The sequence below is a fragment of the Candidatus Chloroploca mongolica genome (assembly GCF_004762035.2).
Classification (GTDB): Bacteria; Chloroflexota; Chloroflexia; order Chloroflexales; family Chloroflexaceae; genus Chloroploca; species Chloroploca mongolica.
Genome location: NZ_SIJK02000001.1, coordinates 53,729 through 69,944, shown reverse-complemented (window position 1 = coordinate 69,944; position 16,216 = coordinate 53,729). Strand labels below are relative to the sequence as shown.

The window sequence follows — 16,216 nt, the reverse complement described above, 5'->3', positions numbered from 1 at the left end:
TCGCAGCACTGTGCCGCATCGCGGTGCGGCGCGGCATCACCACCGGCTCGCTGAGCATGTGCAAGCTGCGCTCGATAGGCACCATCTCGATCAGTTGCTTGCGCGCTAAACGCTGGAGCCGCTGTCGCAATGGAACTGACCAAGCCGTGACGTACGCCGGAACCTACGGGGGATCCAGCGGAGCCTGGAAGCGGTAGCCGATGCCCGGCTCATTGCGGATCAGGATGGGTTGCGCAGGGTTCGGCTCGATCTTCTTGCGCAGCTGCGTGATAAATACGCGGAGCGTCGGCACATCGTCGGCGGCACCCGGCCCCCAGATCGTGGTGAGGATGTGCTGGTGGGTCAACACTTTGCCCGCGCTCGCGGCAAGCAGCGTCAAGAGTTGGTACTCCGTCGGGGTCAGCCGAACCTCCTGTCCGGCGAGCGCGACGCGGCGGCGCGCCCGGTCGATGCACAGCGGGCCGAAGACCACGACTGGCTCGTCGGCCCCCTGGCGCCAGGCCGCGTTTCGCAGCGCCACCCGCAAGCGGGCCAGCAATTCGTCCATCCCAAAGGGCTTGGTCAGGTAATCGTCGGCACCCAGATCGAGCGCGGCTACCTTGTCCTGCTCGGCCCCTCGCACCGTCAACACGATGATCGGCACCCGTGACCAGCTTCGCACCTGGCGCACGACCTCAAGTCCATCGAGTTGCGGTAGGCCCAGGTCGAGGATCATGACCTCTGGTTGCCAATTCGCCGCCTGCGCCACCGCAGCAGCACCATCCGGCGCGATTGCCACCGTATGCCCATAAGCGCTCAGGACAGTCTGCAGCATGCGCCTGATTTGCGGCTCGTCATCCACCACCAGAATTCGCGCCATGGCCGACTCCTCCACTATGCGATTCCCGCCCGAGGCGGCGTGATTTGCCGGCTGGCGACCGGCAGTGTGAAGGCAAACACCGCCCCGCCACCGGGCCGCGCCTCCACCCAGATCGCTCCGCCGTGGGCCTCGACTAGCCCCTTGCAGATGGCCAGGCCCAAGCCGGTGCCCGCCGCGTGACGCTCGGCTGCCGCAGCGCGCACAAACTTCTCGAAGATGCGCTCGCGCAGCGCATCAGGTACCCCCGGCCCCCGATCGCGCACTTCCACGCGGATCTGCTGCCCCTCGACCTGCGCCGCAACTTCGATCAAGCTCCCCACTGGAGCATAGGCGGCTGCATTCTCGAGCAGGTTCCGCAGCACGTGTTCGATCTGGCCATAGCTGATCCGCACCCAGGGCAGGTCGTCGGGCACCCCGAGGATCAACTGGGTGCCCGGATGCCGGGTGGCCAACTCCCCAGCCACGGTGCCGATCAGTTCGTCAAGGTCGTGCAAAGACCGGGACTGAGGAATAGCCCCCGCCTCGATCTGTGACATCTCAAGCAGATCACCGACGATCCGGTTGAGCCGGTCGGTCTCGACGCTGATCGTGTCCAGCAACTCGCGGCGCTGGGCGTCGCTCCATAACACCGCCGGGTCGAGCAGGCTGGTCGCCAGGCCCTTGATGACGGCCAGGGGGGTGCGCAGATCGTGCGAGACGAGCGAGAGCAGCGTCGACTTCAACCGGTCGGACTCTGCCAGGGCGCGGGCCTGCCCGGCCATCTCGCTCAGCCGTACTCGCTCGATCACCAGGCTCACCTGGGCAGCGATGGTAGCCAGCAACTCGTGCTCGCTTGCGTTGTAGGGGATACCGGTCACCGGGCGACGCACGCGGAGCACGCCAATCTGGCGCTGTTCGGCGTACAATGGCACATCCTCGTAGTCCCCGGCGAGGTCGGGTGGGGGCGGCGCGTCGCCTGCCTCAGCGAGTAGTACCTGACATGCGGGTACAGCGAGGATTTGAGGCGTCATCCGGGCGACGATTGGTGGGATGCGCTCCTGGGTCAACTCGGCACTTAGCGCCTGACTGAGCTGATAGAGGGCACTCAGTTCGCTGGTGCGGCGTTCGGCGATCAGCGCCTGACGTCGGGCCGCACTCGCCAACCCACTGACCAGCAGTGCGACACTCAGAAAGACCCCGAGCCGCACGCCACTTTCGAGTGAGGTGAGGGCGAACCCACCATAGGGCGGGACGAAGAAGTAGCTAAAGGCGAGCGAGGCGAGCAGAGCACCCGACAGGCTGGCGTGGTGCCCAAAGCGCATGGCACTCAATAGCACCACAAGCATATAGATCAGTGCCGCAGTGGCCGAGTGGATCACGTCCTGTTGTTGAAGCATCAGGATCGTGATGAGACCAATCGCTGCGATACTGATCACAACCTGGGCGAGCGGGGCGCGTACCATTGACGCGGCTGCCCGCTGAAGCGCGGTAACACGAGGGATAGCCATACTCCCTATTATACCGTCAGGCAGATCTGTGAGGTCTCGCCCGTGTTGCGCATACCGGATTATTTCCGAAGAGGCTGTCTGAAAAGTCAACGGTTTGCTTCGGAGTGCCGGCTTTAGCCGGCTAAAGCCGGCACTCCCAGGGCACACCACGTGGTGGCGAACGATGCTGACACCCTTTACGCTCATCGGAGTGCCGACTTCAGTTGGCTTCCAGTTCAGCCGACTGAAGTCGGCACTCCGCGTCGAGGGTCAAGCTGATCCGGCCCTTCTGAAACCAGGTCTAAGGACTCAGAGCGTGCGGAAGAGCAGATCCATCGCAAATGCGGCGAGGCCAATCGCGACCAATGTGATCGTGAGGGCCAGAATGGTCAGGCTAAGAGTAGCGCTTTTGCGGGTCTGACTGCGGCCCCTAGCCTGCTGCTGTTTCTGGATACGCATTATGATCACCCTTTCTTGTCAATCGTTCACATACCTTGCGCACCGACCGCGTTCCTACGGGTAACAAGGCCGCTAGGTACGAAGTTCGTTTACGAGTATACGCTTCTAGCGCACTACCCGGTATTTGGGAACCATTTGGGCCTGCACACCTTGGCAGCAAATGCTTTCCAAACGTTGAGGAGGGCGCACTGGCCGTATACTTGGTCAGAGGCTCGGCTTATGGCGCGGTCGTAAGAAAATGTATCCAGTGGGGCCAAGGCGATGCGCGCACCCGGCCCCGCTCCTCCAAGTGAACGCGCATCTCGATTGAGAGGAGACTTGAATATGGACTGGTTTACGATCCTGCTGATGCTGCTGGCCGGGCTGGCACTGCTGGTGGTGGGCGGCGAGTTGCTGGTACGGGGCGCGTCGAGTGTCGCCACGGTCTTTGGTATCTCGCCCCTGGTAATTGGACTGACCGTGGTGGCCTTCGGCACGAGCTCGCCCGAACTGGCGGTGAGCATCCAGGCGGGCCTCGCGGGCAACCCCGACATCGCTGTTGGCAATGTGGTGGGTTCGAACATCTTCAACGTGCTGCTCATCCTCGGTGTCTGCACGCTGATCCTACCGCTGCTGGTCTCGCGGCAACTGGTGCGCCGCGAGGTGCCGATCATGATCGTCATCTCCTTCCTGCTGCTGCTCCTGGCCTTCGACGGCAAGATCGGCCTGCTAGACGGCATGCTGCTCTTCGCTGGCATCGTCGGCTACACTGGCTGGTCAGTGATCGCGAGCCGCAAGGAGACGGCGTCTGCGAAGGACACCGAGGAGTCGGTGACGATCGATACCATCGCCGCGAAGAGTCCCCTCTGGCTTGGTGGGGCAGTAGCAGTGCTAGCTCTGGCCGTGGCGGGCTTCTTCTTCGGCTGGTTCAATGTAGCAGTGGTCGGCTTGCTCACCGTAGGCACGGTGCTCTTCATCGCCGGCTCGCTCTTCGGCAAAAGCGGCACCACAAAGGGCGGCGACATTGCCCACCAGGTCGGCTTTATCATCGCAGGCCTCGGCATCCTGATGCTCGGTGCAGACTACCTGATCGACTCCTCAACGACGATCGCCCGCAGCCTTGGCGTCAGCAACCTGATCATCGGCCTGACGATCGTCGCCGCTGGTACCTCATTACCCGAGCTCGCCACCTCGATCATCGCCACCATTCGCAAGGAGCGCGACATCGCCATCGGCAACATTGTCGGTTCGAATATCTTCAACATTCTCGGCATTCTTGGCCTCTCGGCAATCGTGACGCCGGGCGGGCTGAACGTGAACCCACAGGTGATCAGCTTTGATCTGCCGATCATGATCGCCGTCGCGGTGGCCTGCCTGCCAATTTTCTTCACAGGGTTCACCATCGCTCGCTGGGAGGGCGTCTTCTTCCTGGGCAGCTACGTTGCGTACACCGCGTTCCTGATCCTGGTGGCCACCAACAACCCGGCCCGCGAAACGTTCCAGAACACGATGCTACTGGTGTTGTCCGTGGTCGCCGTGGCACTGGTCTGGACCAGTGTGCAGTTTTTTCGCAATACCGCAAAACTAACGCTGTGAGACCTCGCACGTCTGCTAGACCTGCGAGGTCTGACGGATGACAGCGTGACTTGTGCGCTCGTGCGTTTGAGGTCATCGCCCTGCAAGAGCATCGTCTCGCAGCTTCCCATCTTTTGAGCCAGATGGTACAATGGCCCTCGCGGATACAGGTAGCGCAGATATGTTCCCAATGTCGGTGCATCGTTGGCCTTCTTTGAGCGTGCCTTTGGGCTCGCACGACGCTTTCTTCACGCGTCTGGCGACTACGGCGAACTTGAGACGGGAGCAACTCCGCTTGCGTGCGCATCGCATGCCTTGGGGCACATGAATCTGTCCAACGGGTTTGTTGCGGCAAGCGGATCCAGGACACCCCTTGGCGTTGAAGTTGCGCTGGTGACGCCCCGGTCGCTGACGCCCACACGAAAGCCCTGGCTGCGGGTGCGACCGAGCTGAAAGCGCCTGAGACGAAGCCGTGGGGCCAAGTGGTCTCGTATGTCCGCTGCCCAGATGGCCCGTTGGTTGAAATCTGCTCACCGATTGATGCTGACCCGAAGGAACTTCCCTTGCGCTGAAAAGCTAACCGTACTATACTTCTTGCGGCTGTGAGGGCGTTAGCGAAGAGGAAGATGCTGTGAGTGGTACGCTTGAGGTCGTTCGCGGGATGCGTGATCTGCTTCCTGCTGCCCAGGGTGAGGCCATACGGGTGCGTTCGCACATCGAGGCAATCCTTGAGGCCTATGGCTATGCATCCGTTGATCTGCCGATCATCGAACACCGCGATCTCTATCAACGCAAGCTCGGTGAGGAACTGGCCGGCAAGGTCTATGAGTTTAGCTTTGGTGGGCGCGACCTCGCCCTGCGGCCTGAATGGACAGCCTCAGTCCTGCGGGCTTATGTGGCCCATTTGCAGGATCAACCCCTGCCGCTACGTCTGAGTTATAGCGGGCCGGTCTTTCGTTATGAACGCCCACAACGCCACACGTATCGCCAGTTTACCCAGATCGGGGGCGAGATCATTGGTGGCCCTGCCCCGCGCGCTGATGCCGAGGCACTCGCTGTGGCATGCGCGGGCCTTGAGGCTGTGGGGATCAACGACTACCGTGTGCTGATTGGCCATGTCGGTCTCGTGCGCGAAATCCTTGCCCAACTCGGCCTCACCGAACGTACGCAGGGCATTCTGGTCTGGGGGCTTGATCGCCTCCGCACCCGCGGCCCCGAGGTCATCCGTGAACGGTTGCATGAAGACAATAGCGAAATACCGGCAGGCCTCGAGTTGCCTCCCGGGATCGACGAGAGCCAATCAGCCGCCTGGTTGCTTCAGACGCTCCGCATGATGGAACTTGACCTCAGTACGGGCACGCGCCATCCTGAAGAGATTGTGGCACGCTTGTTGCGCAAGTTGCGCCGCCGCGACGAACAGGCGGCGATTGACCACGCCCTGACAATCCTCACCCACTTGACGAGCCTCAGTGGTCCACCCGCGACCGCAATGCCTGCCATGGCCGCGATGCTCAGCGAGTATAACCTTGAAGCACCCGCCTACCAGGAGTTGGGGGCGTTGGTTGAACTGCTCGAGGCGCACGGGCTTGACGCCGAACACATCCGGATTGAGGCCGGGTTGGGGCGCGGGTTGCACTACTATAGCGGCATGATCTTTGAGATTGATGATGCCAGCGGTCTGCAACTGTGTGGTGGTGGGCGCTATGATGATCTGGTCGCTGCCCTCGGTGGGCGCGGGCGCGTTCCTGCGGTTGGCTTTGCCTATGGCCTCGAACGTGTCGTCGCTGCTAGCAAGCTCACGCCTCCCCCCAGTCGCCGTCAGCACGTCCTGGTGGCACCGGTTACCGATGATGATTATGGCTATGCCCAGCAGGTGGCGCGGCAATTGCGTGCCCAGAACATGATTGTCACCGTTGATCTGCGTGGGCGCGCCGTGGGGCGCAATCTGAGCGATGCAGCACGCCGGGGCGTTGACGTTGTGGTGATCGTCGGGCATGAAGAACGCCAGAACCAGACGCTGGTCTGGCGTGAACTGGCTCGGCATCACGAGCAGAAGATGAGCCTTGACGACCTGGCGCGCATGGGACAAGCAGGCTAAGGAGAGGGCACGATGGCCGAGAAGCCCCCCTGGGGTCGCTACAATCAATTGCTTCCGGCTCAACTCGCCGCGATCCGTGCCGCGATTCCCGTGATCTATCTGCCCTGGGGGAGTCTGATGTGGCACGGGCCGCATCTGCCCTTTGGCCTTGATACGCTGGTCATCGAAGCGATGGCAGAACGTGCCGTGCAGCGTACCGGGGGCGTCTTATTGCCAACGATGAACTGGGCCAGTGATGGTATTCCGCATCCCGACAACCTCACGTTCAACCCAACGACGCTCAATCTGGTGCTCGATGATCTGCTGGGCCAATTGGCGGCCACAGGATGGCGCGTGATTGTGGTGCTCAATGGTCACTATGGCTATAGCCACGATCGGTTCATGATGGAGGCGGCCCAGCGTGCGCTGCATCAGCATCAGGTACTTGTCCTGGCGATCACGCCGCTGGCCCTGGTTGACGAAGCGATGCTTGACCACGGTGGCCTCTGGGGAACCTCGCTCTTGCTCGCCCTGCGGCCAGATCTGGTTGACCTTGCAATGCTTGGCGATCAGCCCTTGCAACCAGGCACCAGTGGGGTCGTCGGGCGCGATCCCCGCTATACCGCAGCAGCAACGCTGGGTACCAGCGCGCTGAACCTTGCGGTCGAACGGATCGTTGCTGCCGTGCAAGATCTCGTAAAACGCAATGATCCCGCCCAGTTGACCGCCCTGTACGAACAACGCCACGAGCGTTATCAAGCTTTTCTTGCCCGCTATGGTAGTGATCCTGCCCAGGTAACTGCACACTGGTGGGCCGCATTGACGCAAGGTGAATGATTCCATGCTGCGATTTGCGATTCCTTCCAAGGGCCGTGGCTATGATGCGACGTTGAGTCTGCTTGAGAGTTGTGGCCTGCGGGTCGTACGGGCGAATCCGCGCCAGTATACCGCGACGCTCCGCGGCCTCCCTGATACCGAAGTTTTGCTCCATCGTCCTGCCGATATTGTCGAAAAGGTTGCCGAAGGCAGCATTGATCTCGGTATTACGGGGTACGATCTGGTGGTGGAACAGCGCGGTGATGATCCCACTTTGCTGACGATCTACGATGATCTTGGCTTCTGGCGCGCCGAACTGGTCTTTGCGGTGCCGCAAGGCTGGGTTGATGTCAGTTCGTGGCAAGATCTCGCCGATTTGGCGATGGAGCTGCGCGGGCAGGGGCGGCGTTTGCGGATTGCTACCAAGTATCCCGAGATTATCCGGCGTTTCTGTCATCAACAGGGCATCAACTATTTTGACCTGATCGACTCGCAAGGGTCAACCGAGGCGGCCCCTGGCCTGGGCTACGCCGATATTATTGCCGATATTACCGAAACAGGCACGGCTATTCGCGATAACCGGCTCAAGATCGTCGGCGGTACGATCTTGCGCTCACAGGCGGTGCTGGTGGGCAGTCGGCGCACGCTGCGCAATGACCAAGGCAAACTCGCGCTGGTGCGTCAGTTGCTCGAGTTGATCGAAGGCCGACGGCAGGGGCGCCTCTTCTATTCGTTGACCGCTAACCTGCCTGGTGCGTCGATCGAGAGCGTGGGGCGCCAGGTGACTGCCCGCATTGAACTTGCCGGCTTGCAAGGCCCGACAATTGCCCCGGTCTGGAGCAAATTCGATGACGAACAGGCGGCACCACGCTGGTATGCCGTCAATGTTGTGGTGCCCCAGGACGAGTTGTTGCCCGCAGTTCAACACCTGCGCAACATTGGTGCCGTGAGCATCAGTACCGTCCAGGTGCAACACGTCTTCAAAGCCGAAAGCGAGGCGTTTGCCCGTCTGCGCACGGCTCTCAGCGAGGAACGCCAGGATGTCTGAGACCTATCGTGACGCGGGAGTGGATCTTGCGGCTGCAACCATGGCCAAAGCGTTGATGGGCGCAGCCGTACGTTCGACCCATAGCCCGGCAGTGCTGGCCGGGATGGGAGCGTTTGGCGGTTGTTTTGATGCCGGTGTCGCCCTGCAAGGCCTGCGCGAGCCCGTGCTGGTCAGCAGTACCGACGGCGTAGGAACCAAGACCCTCGTCGCAACGGCCCTTGGGCGGTACGAGACGGTCGGGCAGGATCTGGTCAATCACTGTATCAACGACATTCTTGTCCAGGGCGCACGACCGCTCTTTTTTCTTGATTATGTCGCGTCGGCCCGCCTCGATCCCGTCCAGATCGCCACCATCGTCGAGGGCGTCGCCACGGCGTGTCGCGCCACGGGGTGCGCGTTGCTTGGCGGCGAGACCGCCGAGATGCCGGATGTTTATGTGGAAGGGGCCTTTGACCTAGCCGGGACGATTGTTGGTGTTGTGGAGCGAGCACGCTTATTGCCCCGCACCGACCTTGCGCCGGGCGATGCGGTGCTGGCGTTGCCTTCGACGGGCCTGCACACCAACGGCTACTCACTGGCGCGGCGCATCGCTGCCCGCGATGGCTACGCCGCCCGCCCTGCCGTGCTCGGCGGTGCCAGCATCGGCGAGGCGCTGCTGGCAGTGCATCGTTGTTATCTCCGCGAAGTTGAGGCGCTCCGCAACGCCGTGACGGTCAAAGGCTTGGCCCACATCACCGGGGGCGGACTCTTCGACAACCTGCCGCGCATCCTCCCCAAAGGACTGGGCGCGACCATCACGCGTGGCACATGGCCCATCCCGCCGATCTTCACCTATCTGGTCGAACAGGGCCGCCTGGCCGAGCACGAAGCCTATCATGCCCTCAACATGGGCCTGGGCATGCTCGTTGTGCTTGCCCCAGAAGAGGTCTCTGCGGCGCTTGCGGCGGTGCCCGAGGCATGTCACGTTGGGGTCATCACTGACCGGGCGGAAGTTGTCTTGGTGGATTGAAGGAACGCCACAGCAAGCGCCGTGAGCACTGATAGCGAAATGCGTGAAAACGACCAGCAAAGCTGGTCGTTTTCACGCATTTCAGGAGTAAGCTGCTCAGGCCTGGGGACGAACAACCAGCATCGGAACCGGCGTTGTCTGCATAATCTTCTGCGTGACGCTGCCATAGATCCAGCGGCCAAGGCCACCCCGACCATGCGTTGCCAGAGCGATTAGATCAACGCCTTCGCTCTCGGCAAACTCAAGGATCGCATCGGCAGGATAACGGATCAAGACCTCGGTTCCGACCTGTAAGCCCTCATCACGTAACGGGCCGATAAGGTCAGACAGATAAGAATGAGCATCGTTGAGCAGTTTTTTCATCGGATCAACGAACTCGGTGGTTTTCGTCGCGCTTTCAGTGACATCGGGGTATTCGCGGGGAACGGCGCGCATCAACGTCACCTTCGACGCTAGTCCAGCAGCGGCAAGAGCTCGCACGTGAGGTAGAACCTGCTCAGCGAGCGGCGAACCATCCAGGGGAACAAGAATGTGATTGTACATAAGGCCTCTCTGATAAACCGGTACTCGCTACCGCAACAGCGCATGTAGCGAAGGCTTCATCCAGGCTCCCTTGCCAGGAATAATTCCGGAAGATCAATCTACCCTCCATTGACATTATACCAGTACGAGTTTCACAAAGATAGAGCCTCACCGCTAAGGTTGATCCGTCTTGACGCAAAGGCGCTAGGGCGCGAAGGTTTGATGGATCTCCATACCCAGCTTTGCGCCTTTGACAAGGTTCGTAGGCACTTGACAGTTTGTGCCCGACGTAGTGCCGACTTCAGTCGGCCTCAGCCGACTGAAGTCGGCACTACGTCGGGCCTAAAACGGAAACAGAAGTGGCACAAAGATCATGCAGATCACCAGCACCAGCAGTTGCAAGGGGAGGCCCGCCCGCGCATAGTCGGCAAAACGATACCCACCCGGGGTCAGCACCAGGGTGTTGACAGGTGAGGCGATCGGGGTGGCAAAGGCGGTCGAGGCGGCAATTGCAACGGTCATCAAGAGCGGTTCGGGGCCAATGCCAAGCCGGCTGGCGGCTTCGAGCGCAATCGGCATCATCAGCACCGCCGTCGCCGTATTCGAGATGAACTGACTGAAGATGGTGGTGAGCAAGAACATCCCTACGATCAGCGCCAGTGGCCCGAGCGGGCCGATCGTCTCGACAATGCCCCCGGCAATCAGCGACGTGCCTCCCGTCTTGTTCAGCGCCGTTGCCATCGGCAGCATCGCCGCAATCAAGACCAGACTCTCCCAACTCATGCGTTTGTAGACCTCCGTGACTTTGACGCAACCCGTCAGCACCAGGGCCACTGCCGCAAGCAGTGCAACCGTCATCGTCGGCACCCATCCTCCAGCCATCACGATCAGCATCAAGAGGGTAATGATGATCGCAACAGGGGCCTGCGGAGCCATGGTTGTCTCTTGTTCGGCCTCGAGTTCGGGCGGCACCGCCGCAATCACAAAATCACCGTAGTAGCGCTGATCACGCACAAGCGGGGCGAGTGTCACCATTGGTCCGGCGACCAGCAACGTATCCCCGAAACGCAGTTGTTCCTGGGCAAAAGCACCCTTGAGCGGCTGCCCCAGGCGTTGCACACCAAGCACATTGACCCCGAAACGACTGCGCACCGCCAGATCCACCACCGAGCGCCCAAGAAAGCTCGAACGTGGCGTCAGGGCTACTTCGACGACCAACAGCCCTGTGTTCAAATGGCCGCTCTCGAGGGGCGAAGGCAACACATCCAGGTCAAGTTCCGTCGCCATCCGCTCGGCCTGAGCCGTCGGCGCTTGCAGATCCAGCAGATCGCCTGCCGCAAACCGTGTATTGGCATTGACCGCCCGGGCTTTGCCTGGCTGCGCACGATCATTCTGCCACGGATACGAAGCCAGCAACGTCACGTCGTACGCTGTGCTCAACGTGCTCTCGACGACACTCTTGCCAATCAAGGGTGACGTTGGACGAACACGCAGCGAGACAAGATCATCCTTCACGGCATACGCATCAATCAACTCAGCGGATGTAACCGCATCATTGCGCGCATCAGGTGCATCTGCGGGCGGCTGAACTCTGGTAGGGAGCAGATGACGCCCGGCCAGGGCCATGAAGATGATCGCCACCCCCAAAACAAGCAGGCCAATCGGCGTAAAACTAAAGAAGCCAAATGGATCACGCCCTGCATTCGCCAGAGCTTCACTCGCAACAAGATTCGGTGGGGTTCCAATCAGCGTCAACATGCCGCCGATGAGCGCCGCATACGCCATCGGGATCAGCAAGCGCGAGGGGCTAATGCGAGCGCGCCGGGCAAGCGCGACCACCACCGGTAGCATAATCGCCACCGTCCCGGTCGAACTGATAAACGCCGAGAGCGGGGCCACCACCACCATCAACATCACAATAATGCGTAACTCACTCGTCCCGGCAACCCGCCCGAGCCAGCGGCTAATCGAAGCCGCCACCCCCGTCTGCAACAACGCCTCACCAACCACAAAAAGGGCCGCAATCAGGATCACGACCGTATCGCCAAACCCTGCCGACGCCTCAGCAGGGGTCAGGATACCGGTCAGGGTAAGCGCGAGCAGCGCAAGCAGCGCCACCACATCCAAACGCAAACGATCACTAACAAAAAGAATGATCGTTGCCAAAAGAATACTGAGTACAATGAGAATGTCACTGGTCATCATGTTCTCCTCACACGGACATCAACACTAAAAGCCCAAAGATATCGCCCAGCAGGTGCGCCAGCCAGACCACCCACAGGTTATTACGGCGGGCAAACATGATGCCATACAAAATCGAATCAACGACAATCAGGCCGATGTCCGTCAAAACGATGAGTCCCGGCCCGGGGGCAAAATGCGCCAACCCAAACAGGAGCGAAGCCACCCCGATTGCTGCCGGAATTCCGATAAACGGAGTCAGCCTGCCCTGAATGAGCGTCCGGTAGGTCATCTCCTCGCCAATCAGGGAAAATGCCAACAATGGGAGCAAAACACCCCAAGAGATCCCCGTTTCAAAGGGCAGGCGATCCTGGACATGCGCCAAAAAAGATGGGAAGTATGCCTTTGCCCACAGGGCAACCAGGGGTTGAATAACAAAGCCCAACAGGATGAACAGCATCCAATTGGCGCGCAAATCGTCCCAAAACGTGCGGAGGTTAAAGCCTAACTCGCCCCAACTGCGCTTACGCAGATGGCGCTCGATCAGCAGGTACGCGACCGGCACAAGCGCAAACAACGTTTTTGCCGACGGGATGAGCAGCATTCCCAAAAGAGTAATAGCAGTTACAGCAATGGTCTCAAAAAGGATGCGATTGATTTTCATAAGTCAAATCTTTCCGGAGAATGAGATGAAATGTATCATTGCTGCTCCTCGCGCAAGATGAGATGCCGTCCGATGAAGGCAAAAGCGATGAGGAGCACAGCCGTTACCCAACCGCCCAGGCTGAACATGTCCGGCCCATAGAGCGCTAGCCCGGCCCCAGTGACAACCAGCAACCCGGCCAGGATGCCAAACACCTTCATGCCGTACAGCGTGATGAAGGGAAGGTAATGTGCGCCAACTACGACCATCGCTGCTGGGAAGAACCAGTTCTCGCGGTAGAGCGTGGCTGCGCCAACGAGCAGGAAGTTGAGCGGCACGGTAAACGCGACCTGTGTACCGAGCGACCACAGTCCATTCTCCGGGCTGACTTTGCCGGGGCGCCCGAGTAGGCGCACACCGAGTTGGGTGAGCGGGAAGAGAGCCATGCTGCCAAAAAAGAGCGCTATCATGCCGGCCCTCGGCGCGAGCCAGGTTCCAAGCGCGGCGGCAACGAGCCAGATAATGCCGGAAACCAGTTGCCCGGCAAATCCACCCAAAAAGGCAGAACGCATTTCACGTTGACAGTCTGTGATCTTCATTGTTTTATCTCCATGGCGCAGGTGTAGTCGTATTGGCCGTAGAAGAAATAGACCAGGACATCCAGTTCAGTCACCACCTGGTTCAAGTCGGTGGCGAGCATAGTAATCCCACAGGCCAAAGTCGCATAAACGTGAGTAGACCTTGCCGCGCCACAGGTTGACCTTTTCTGCCAACATGTACTCGCGGAATTGCCAAGAGGGCAAAAAAATGCCCGTGATGACCGAGGTCATTGTGCGGGTGGTGCCGATGCCAGTTCGGTGCATGTATTCGTCGCGCAGCGCTTCCTATGCAGTCGGGAGCGGGCTCGCCATGGTCGGCGGGGGGCTTCCAGCATGCGCACCATGCGCAGGTCGCCGTGTTGTCTGTAGTATACCAGAGCATATTCATACGCCAGTTGCTCAACACCGTTGATCTCGACACAGAGTTTCTCTGCCAGACTACCTTCGAGCGATTGCCCGTTGTCATCGAACAAGGGCTGCGACTGGCCGGGGCTTTTGCCAAGGTGGTGGATCTGTGCCTGAGCAGCGGTGATTTGGGCAATGGCCTGCTGAAATTCGCCCCGCACCGAGGCGATCAGGCCTCGATATAATGCCGCAACCCAAGATTGACCAGGGCCGCGCAGGCGTAGAGGATCGCGGTGGCGATGAAGAGCGGCCCGAAGCCATGGTCACGTTGCACCTGGGCGCTGATCGGTGGGCCAAAGAGGTAGCCAGCCGCGAAAGCGCCTTTGATCAGGCCAATCACGATGGGCCGCGCCGCTTCCGGGGTGCGTTCCATCGCATAGACATCGTAGAGCGGTGAGGCCATGTTCATCAGGGCGGCCCGCACGAACGCAACGATAAAGGCCAGGCCAAGGGTCGGGGCTAGGCCAAGCATGATTAGGCACGGTATCGCTAGAAGCTGTGTGGCAATGACACTGCCCATTTGCCCCAGGTACCGCGCGAGCCAGGGTGCCCCCAGGGTCGCAACACCTGTGCCTATGCCGATCACGGCAAAGATGAAGCCGAGGGCAGCGTCAGAGGCCCCAAATTGCTGCCGAAAGTAGAGGTTGAGAAAGGGGATCAGCAAAGCTGCCCCGGTTGAGATGAGCAGCGGCGAGATTAGGAATGGCAATGCATACCGGCCTGCCACCAGCAAGGTGCGACCTTCCGCCAGCAACACCCCGAGCTTCCTGGGCGACGGCGTCTCACGCGATGTCGCCAGTGGCAGACGATCGGTCGTAGCAACCCGGTCACCTTCACGCAGATTCAGGGCGAGTGGCCAGACCCCAATGACCCCAATAATGCTTGCCACAGCAAAGGTCGCCTGGTATGCCGCCGCGCTCTGTGGGAGAAGATCGAGCAGAACCACCGCCACCCCCGGCAGCAAACCGCCCACCAGGCTACCCAGCCCCGCAAAGCCAAGCGCAAAGCCGGCGTTGAGCGCAAAGAGCCGATTGCGCCCAGGGGCATCAGCACTATAGCGCATCATAAACGGGGCCGCACTGACGGTCGCGAGCACCGAGGCAGGGCCACCCAGCGCAAGGCCCAGCGCCAGCGGTACCGGTGCCATCGAACTCGCCGTCAGCACCAGCGACACCGCAAAGAGCACCCCGCCCACAAAGAGTCCAACCACCGGGCCGGTACGGGTGACCAGCCACCAGAGCGGCAAGCTGCTCAGCACCCCCGCCACCACCGGGAGACTGTTGAAAAGCCCGAGCAACGGTAGATCGCTGATCAATGGTAAGGCTACCGTTTGACGATCATAGCCAAGCTCGACCAGCAACAGATTCAAAAAGAGCATCCGGATCGCTAGACCGGTGGTGAGCAAGGCGGTCGCGAGCAAATAACGTCGAGCGGCACGATGAAGCTGCATATATGTGAGAGATCCAGGTATAATACACAGGTAGGATAGGATAGTACCAGAAAAGACCGTCCGATGGAACTCCACACCATCCGTGAATTGCCCATGCCTGCGCCCGTGGCCTATCAACGGGCCGTTGCGTATCTGCGCAACGCGGGCTATCGGCGCAAATGGTGGGGGAACGGCTTTGTCCGCGACCAGCGCCAGTTTACCGAGCTAGAGCCATCACTCGACCAGTGGTCAGTCGCCGTCGAGGTGGAGGTTCGGCCACAACAACCCGAAACCGCCGTGATGGCCGTCATCTTCCGGATCAATACACACGGACGCACCATGACCGATCCCGTTCGGCACCTCTGGGAAGAGGAACTTGCCAAACTGGTGGCAGCCGTCGTGGCTGCGGCACCTTCGTCTGCCTGAGGGCAATGTTTTGCCAAGTATCAACGAAACTCCCAGCCGGAGGCATACCATGAAAATTAACTTCTACGCAACGCTACGTCCAATCGTGGGGGGGCGTACGGTGGAACTACCGCTTGAGGAGGGTGTCACCGTACGCGAACTAGTCACCAGCCTCGTGGAGCAATGGCCGCCCCTGCGCGAACAACTGCTCGATGAGCATGGCGAACTCTATCAACATGTGCATGTCTTTATTAACGGTCGCGATGCACCATACCGCGACGGGGGCATGGAGGCAACAATCACCGCCGAAGATGTCATTGATGTCTTTCCGGCGGTGGCAGGAGGATAATGAATACGATCAATTTCGACGAACCAATTCGGGCCGTCCCCCTTTGGCTCTTGCGTGCATATCTCGAAGAGCTTGGAGGCACGCTGGAAGGCGATTACGCCGTGCGTGGCCCAGACTGGTATGCCTACTTGACGCAACTGCATGACTACGAGGTAGGTTCGCTCCGTATCGGGCAGGTCTACATCGCGTTTGAAGGCGATATCAACGCCCTGCAACCGATCCGCGAGGGCCTGACAGTGAAACTCCAGACCCGCGGCGGAGGATAAGCAGCGCAAAGCAGCTTCGGCGCTACCCTCGACGCGGAGTGCCGACTTCAGTCGGCTTCCCGCTCAGCCGACTGAAGTCGGCACTCCGCTGAGCGTAAACGAGCAAGCGCCCTGAAACCGTATGCTCAC

17 protein-coding genes are annotated in these 16,216 nt (G+C 60.3%); 9 read left to right on the top strand and 8 right to left on the bottom strand.

Features of this window, described 5'->3' with window-relative positions; genetic code table 11:
* Positions 1–163: 163 nt before the first annotated feature.
* The 3 genes from EYB53_RS00315 to EYB53_RS00305 form a co-directional block, all read right to left on the bottom strand.
* Entirely contained in the window at positions 164–859 is a 696-nt protein-coding gene (locus EYB53_RS00315; RefSeq protein ID WP_097655174.1) for a response regulator, read from the bottom strand.
* A 14-nt stretch (positions 860–873) separates the two neighbouring features.
* Complete coding sequence (locus EYB53_RS00310; protein ID WP_167857169.1) at positions 874–2,346, bottom strand: sensor histidine kinase; 1,473 nt, start codon at positions 2,344–2,346, stop codon at positions 874–876.
* 288 nt (positions 2,347–2,634) lie between these two features.
* Positions 2,635–2,784 carry a hypothetical protein gene (locus EYB53_RS00305; RefSeq protein ID WP_167857168.1) on the bottom strand — a complete coding sequence of 50 codons (150 nt, stop codon included), beginning with the start codon at positions 2,782–2,784 and terminating at the stop codon, positions 2,635–2,637.
* Positions 2,785–3,108: 324 nt separating this feature from the next.
* On the opposite strand from EYB53_RS00305, the gene EYB53_RS00300 reads away from it, so the two are divergent.
* From EYB53_RS00300 to purM, 5 genes are all read left to right on the top strand, one after another.
* A complete protein-coding gene (locus tag EYB53_RS00300; RefSeq protein ID WP_135475528.1) occupies positions 3,109–4,359 on the top strand; it encodes a calcium/sodium antiporter in 1,251 nt (416 codons plus the stop codon).
* A gap of 610 nt (positions 4,360–4,969) precedes the next feature.
* Complete coding sequence (gene hisZ, locus EYB53_RS00295; protein ID WP_371879043.1) at positions 4,970–6,436, top strand: ATP phosphoribosyltransferase regulatory subunit; 1,467 nt, start codon at positions 4,970–4,972, stop codon at positions 6,434–6,436.
* 12 nt (positions 6,437–6,448) lie between these two features.
* Positions 6,449–7,252 (top strand): creatininase family protein, encoded by an 804-nt coding sequence (locus tag EYB53_RS00290; RefSeq protein ID WP_135475526.1) that lies wholly within the window; start codon positions 6,449–6,451, stop codon positions 7,250–7,252.
* A gap of 4 nt (positions 7,253–7,256) precedes the next feature.
* Entirely contained in the window at positions 7,257–8,279 is a 1,023-nt protein-coding gene (hisG, locus tag EYB53_RS00285) for an ATP phosphoribosyltransferase (RefSeq protein WP_135475524.1), read from the top strand.
* The gene (gene purM, locus EYB53_RS00280) at positions 8,272–9,288 is read left to right on the top strand and encodes a phosphoribosylformylglycinamidine cyclo-ligase (RefSeq protein WP_135475522.1); all 1,017 of its coding nucleotides are present in this window, start codon (positions 8,272–8,274) and stop codon (positions 9,286–9,288) included. The genes hisG and purM overlap by 8 nt, the downstream gene beginning before the upstream one ends.
* A gap of 96 nt (positions 9,289–9,384) precedes the next feature.
* Here the strand turns inward: purM and EYB53_RS00275 are convergent, their stop codons facing one another.
* The 4 genes from EYB53_RS00275 to EYB53_RS00260 form a co-directional block, all read right to left on the bottom strand.
* Positions 9,385–9,831 carry a universal stress protein gene (locus tag EYB53_RS00275; protein WP_135475519.1) on the bottom strand — a complete coding sequence of 149 codons (447 nt, stop codon included), beginning with the start codon at positions 9,829–9,831 and terminating at the stop codon, positions 9,385–9,387.
* A 321-nt stretch (positions 9,832–10,152) separates the two neighbouring features.
* Positions 10,153–12,015 carry an SLC13 family permease gene (locus tag EYB53_RS00270; RefSeq protein WP_254150812.1) on the bottom strand — a complete coding sequence of 621 codons (1,863 nt, stop codon included), beginning with the start codon at positions 12,013–12,015 and terminating at the stop codon, positions 10,153–10,155.
* Positions 12,016–12,022: 7 nt separating this feature from the next.
* Positions 12,023–12,655 carry a CPBP family intramembrane glutamic endopeptidase gene (locus EYB53_RS00265; protein ID WP_135475517.1) on the bottom strand — a complete coding sequence of 211 codons (633 nt, stop codon included), beginning with the start codon at positions 12,653–12,655 and terminating at the stop codon, positions 12,023–12,025.
* 35 nt (positions 12,656–12,690) lie between these two features.
* Positions 12,691–13,233 carry a DUF7010 family protein gene (locus tag EYB53_RS00260; RefSeq protein WP_135475515.1) on the bottom strand — a complete coding sequence of 181 codons (543 nt, stop codon included), beginning with the start codon at positions 13,231–13,233 and terminating at the stop codon, positions 12,691–12,693.
* A gap of 287 nt (positions 13,234–13,520) precedes the next feature.
* Between EYB53_RS00260 and EYB53_RS00255 the strand changes: the two genes are divergently transcribed.
* The gene (locus tag EYB53_RS00255; RefSeq protein WP_135475513.1) at positions 13,521–13,823 is read left to right on the top strand and encodes a hypothetical protein; all 303 of its coding nucleotides are present in this window, start codon (positions 13,521–13,523) and stop codon (positions 13,821–13,823) included.
* On the opposite strand, the gene EYB53_RS00250 is transcribed toward EYB53_RS00255, so the two are convergent.
* Positions 13,808–15,088, bottom strand: coding sequence for an MFS transporter (locus EYB53_RS00250; RefSeq protein ID WP_135475511.1), 1,281 nt, complete (start codon positions 15,086–15,088; stop codon positions 13,808–13,810). The two genes, EYB53_RS00255 and EYB53_RS00250, sit on opposite strands and share 16 nt — an antisense overlap.
* 63 nt (positions 15,089–15,151) lie before the next feature.
* Here EYB53_RS00250 and EYB53_RS00245 point away from each other — a divergent pair, with 63 nt between their 5' ends.
* Genes EYB53_RS00245 through EYB53_RS00235 form a run of 3 tightly spaced genes read left to right on the top strand, consistent with a single transcriptional unit; the run spans position 15,152 to position 16,087 of the window.
* A complete protein-coding gene (locus tag EYB53_RS00245) occupies positions 15,152–15,493 on the top strand; it encodes a hypothetical protein (protein WP_135475509.1) in 342 nt (113 codons plus the stop codon).
* Positions 15,494–15,542: 49 nt separating this feature from the next.
* Positions 15,543–15,821 carry a ubiquitin-like small modifier protein 1 gene (locus tag EYB53_RS00240; protein WP_097653507.1) on the top strand — a complete coding sequence of 93 codons (279 nt, stop codon included), beginning with the start codon at positions 15,543–15,545 and terminating at the stop codon, positions 15,819–15,821.
* A complete protein-coding gene (locus EYB53_RS00235; protein ID WP_135475507.1) occupies positions 15,821–16,087 on the top strand; it encodes a MoaD-like domain-containing protein in 267 nt (88 codons plus the stop codon). The genes EYB53_RS00240 and EYB53_RS00235 overlap by 1 nt, the downstream gene beginning before the upstream one ends.
* The last annotated feature ends 129 nt before the right edge of the window (positions 16,088–16,216 follow it).